General features: G+C 55.3%; 4 protein-coding genes. 3 read left to right on the top strand and 1 reads right to left on the bottom strand.

Annotated features, from left to right (window positions below):
* From K8V32_RS09765 to K8V32_RS09755, 3 genes are all read left to right on the top strand, one after another.
* On the top strand, positions 1-1,210 hold a 1,210-nt coding region (locus tag K8V32_RS09765; RefSeq protein WP_303906513.1), incomplete at its 5' end, for a SpaH/EbpB family LPXTG-anchored major pilin.
* Positions 1,210-2,148 carry a class C sortase gene (locus tag K8V32_RS09760; protein WP_303906510.1) on the top strand — a complete coding sequence of 313 codons (939 nt, stop codon included), beginning with the start codon at positions 1,210-1,212 and terminating at the stop codon, positions 2,146-2,148. The genes K8V32_RS09765 and K8V32_RS09760, both read left to right, overlap by 1 nt.
* Before the next feature lie 209 nt (positions 2,149-2,357).
* Positions 2,358-3,701, top strand: coding sequence for an aminomethyl transferase family protein (locus K8V32_RS09755; protein ID WP_303906507.1), 1,344 nt, complete (start codon positions 2,358-2,360; stop codon positions 3,699-3,701).
* A gap of 108 nt (positions 3,702-3,809) precedes the next feature.
* Here K8V32_RS09755 and K8V32_RS09750 read toward each other — a convergent pair.
* Positions 3,810-3,938 (bottom strand): aldehyde dehydrogenase family protein (locus tag K8V32_RS09750; RefSeq protein WP_303906516.1); only part of this gene is annotated, 129 nt, incomplete at its 5' end.

The following is a 3,938-nucleotide window of genomic DNA, read 5'->3' as shown; positions in this document are numbered from 1 at the left end:
TAGGGAGCCGACGCGTACTGGAATAACCAACGCGCAAGGCAAATTGACTATGGGACTACTCGACACAGGGCTTTACGTGGTGGAAGAAACCAGAACCCCAGCCGGTGTGGTCCCAACCGATCCGTTCCTTGTACTACTGCCCATGCGGCATCCAACAAATTCAGGCTGGCTAGAAACCGTCCACGTCTACCCAAAGAACGCTCCGGTTGACGTTAGCCTCTCGGTCGTCGATGAAAACGCTGTGCAAATTGGTGACGATATCACCTGGCAGATCAGTGCTTCGATACCTCAACAGACCAGCCTCGACCGATATCAGCTTCTCAATCTGCTCGGCGCCGGAGTAAAGCTTAGTCAGCGGCTTGATATGAACGTGAGTGTATCCACCGGTGCCCGCCTCGTGCCAGACACCGATTACACCGTGAGGTCACGAAACGTCGACGGCCAGGAAGGCTTTGAAATCACGTTCACCGCCACCGGCCGAGCAAAACTCGTACAAGCCCGCCAGACGAACCCCAGCGCACATCTACAGGTAACCTACAATGCTCCGGTGACCAGTTCTGGCGAGCACACCAACGAAGTGCAACTAACCGTTAATAACGCCCAAATAGTAAGCGATACCGCCACCACAAAATTTGGTGATCTGCAGGTCTTGGTGCACGAACGAAATAATCCGCAAAACCTTATTGCCGGTGTGGTTTTCCAACTGTATGGCAGCGCGGACGACGCGTTACGAGGACACAACCCGCTAACGATCAACGGTGCCGACCAATGGACCACTAAGGCCGATGGCAGCTTGCGCATCAACGGGCTTCGGCTCTCCGGGTTCGTCAACGGGCTGGTGCGAGACAGCTCAGACCCACTTTTTGACTTCTATTACATACAACCCCAGAGCTTCCCGACCCCCTGGGTAGGTGCAACAGACCCCACCGAGGTAGAATTGACCTCTGCACTGGAAGTCTACGAACTAACCCTTGAAGCCGAACACCCCTTAGACACATCACCTCCGGGCATTGATGATGATCACCTCAAGGAGCCGGATAGTGACGACGATCAGCATGCCGGCATCATTCCGGGTGATAATTCCCAAGACACCACCGGGTTAGCTTCCACGGGCGCGCGCATCGTAGGACTGATCCTCGCAGCACTCGCCTTCTTGGCAGCCGGGATATACGCTGTGCGACGCCGTCACACAGTCAATGGTGGTGCCTGATGAGTTCTCACAATATTTTTTACCCCAACACTGCGCCACCGCAAGAAATCGTTGCGAAAAAGTCTCAGACCAGATTTGGTGCCATCCTGCTCCAATTGGTCGCCATGATCGGCATTGGCCTACTTGTCTATTCTGATGCTGCAGACTGGTTCTCTCGGCTGGGACAGGCCTCCGAAATTACCGGCTACACTCAACGAGCCGAACAAACACCCGCGCAAGACCGTCAGCGTATTCTGGACGCCGCCTATGCTTATAACGACGAGCTCGAGCCCGGACCGTTAACCGATCCGTATATTTCACCGCAAGAACATGCTGCCCTTGACACCGACATATACCAGGCCTATGAACAGATGTTGCGGTTGAGCGGAACCGATGCCATCGGGACCGTTAACTACCCGGACGTAGACATTGCGCTGCCGGTATATCACGGCACCGAAGACGATACGATCGCCAAAGGTGCTGGGCATCTTTACGGCACCTCCTTACCAGTAGGTGGCCCATCCACGCGATCCGTCCTGACTGCTCATTCTGGCCTTGTACATGCTGAGCTGTTCACCGGACTTCTCGAAGCTGAGGTGGGCGACATCTTCTGGATCAGCGTGTTGGGTGAAGACCACTACTATGCGGTTCGAAAGACAGAAACCGTGCTACCAAACCAGACCGAATCACTTCGGATCATCGACGGCGAGGACTGGGTCACGCTCTTTACCTGCTCACCGATTGGTATTAACAGCCACCGTTTCTTGGTGCACGCTGAACGCATTGCTGACCCTGAACCGCAAGAGCATGCCCTGACCGTTCCTGGTCCGGGTTTCCCATGGTGGGCCGTCTGGTTTGTATTCGGATCAGCAACGGCAGCTTGGCTGCTGTTTGCGCCAGTCAAGCCCAAACGTGCCACAACACAGACCGGTACGCAAAATACCGCTCAAACAGAATAGCCGCGATCCACCTGAAAGAAACCGGGCGGCCGAGCGTTGAACAACAGAAAACACGGTGACTAGGGCAAGCGGCAGGCATCCGGCGGCGCGCTGGTTGAGAAAAATTATGCGACTTACACTGGAAAAACGCGTGGTCTTCGGGTCAGTGTGAGCGCCCGAACCGGGTGAGAAATCAAGTTTCAATCTGGCACCGAATGGTGAGGTCCGTCATGACCAGTCTCGAAGAAAAACTCCAAGCCACAGACAACATTGTGGACATGATGCGGGCTGCCCCAACCGCACGCCATCAATTCCAATACCCCACCGAACACGGTGGCTGGTACGACGAACAATGGGCGTGGAAAAATACCTGCGTGCTTTTTGACCAGTCATTCCACATGAACGACCTAACCATCACCGGCCCCGACGCACTGCAGCTACTCACCGATACCGGGATCAATGACTTCTCCACTTTCGGTCAAGGCAAAGCCAAACAGTTCGTCGCCGTCAACCACGATGGTTACGTGATCGGCGATGAAATCCTCTTCGGCCTAGACGACGACCACTTCAGTCTGGTGGGCGTGCCGATAGCACAAGACTGGCTCACCTACATTGCCGAAACTGAACACTATGACGTCGAACTGAACATGGACGTGATGGCACCTGATCTGCGTGAGCGGCAAAAATATCGGTATCAAATCACCGGCCCGCTAGCCCAAGACGTTCTCGAAAAAGCCCAGGGCCGCGCACTAGATCCCATCAAGTTCTTTCACATGGGACACCTGACCATCGCCGGACGCACCGTGACCGCACTGAACCACGGCATGGCCAAAGTCCCCGGCAAAATCAACGGTCTAGAACTCATGGGGCCCGCCCAAGACGCCCAAATCGTCCTCAACACGATTCTCGAGGCCGGTACCGAATTTGGGTTACGCCGCGGAGGCTCTCGAGCCTACCCAACAGCGGTGGCAGAATCCGGCTGGATCGCCGTCCCCATGCCGGCCATCTACACAGGAGCAAAACTGCGCCCATACCGGCAGTGGCTGCCCGCGGCATCCATGGAAGGCGCGGTCTCGCTGGAAGGCAGTTTCGAAACCGACAACATCCAAGACTACTACTGCACTCCCTGGGATCTGGGCTACGGCCACTTGATTAAAAATCCCCACGACTTCATCGGCACGTCAGCGCTTGAGGCCATGACCAATCAACCGCACCGCAAGAAGGTATGGCTGGAATGGAATAACGACGACGTTCGACGCATTATCGGTGATGCCCTATTCAACCGCGAGAATGCACCCCGGCTCATCGATGTGCCGTCCTCGTTCTCAGCATTCCACTACGACCAGGTGCTGGTCGATGATCGTCTCGTTGGCCTGTCCACCTACACCGCCTATACCGCCAATAATGGCTGCTACGTTTCACTGGGCATGGTCAACGAAGCCGATGCTACCGACGGCGCACAGGTCATCATTGTGTGGGGCGAACCAGAAGACGCCGTGCAAAAGCCACTGCTTCAACCACATGTGCAAACCGAAATCCGAGCAACCCTGCGCACAGTATCTCCGGCAGCCTGATGGGATATTGTAGAGGGTTCACAATTGATGACGATTCTTGAATAGTAAACACAGCATAGTGGCGGTCACACGATATTTACGTCTGACCGCCACTTCTCGTTGGTGGTGTTATTTTTTGATGGTCATGAGGCGTTTGTTGACGAATTCGTCCATGCCTATGGGGCCGAGTTCGCGGCCGTAGCCGGAGCGTTTGATCCCGCCGAAGGGGACTTCGGCGGATTCTTCTGGGGAGGTGTT

Origin of the sequence: Enteractinococcus helveticum (genome assembly GCF_020742345.1) — a bacterium.
Taxonomy (GTDB): Bacteria; Actinomycetota; Actinomycetes; order Actinomycetales; family Micrococcaceae; genus Yaniella; species Yaniella helvetica_A.
Note: the sequence above shows the minus strand (reverse complement) of the source record. Positions and strands in the feature narration are given on the sequence as shown.

Coding starts and splice junctions, on each gene's coding strand:
- K8V32_RS09760 (WP_303906510.1), top strand. CDS start 1,210: ATGAGTTCTCACAATATTTTTTACCCCAACACTGCGCCACCGCAAGAA.
- K8V32_RS09755 (WP_303906507.1), top strand. CDS start 2,358: ATGACCAGTCTCGAAGAAAAACTCCAAGCCACAGACAACATTGTGGAC.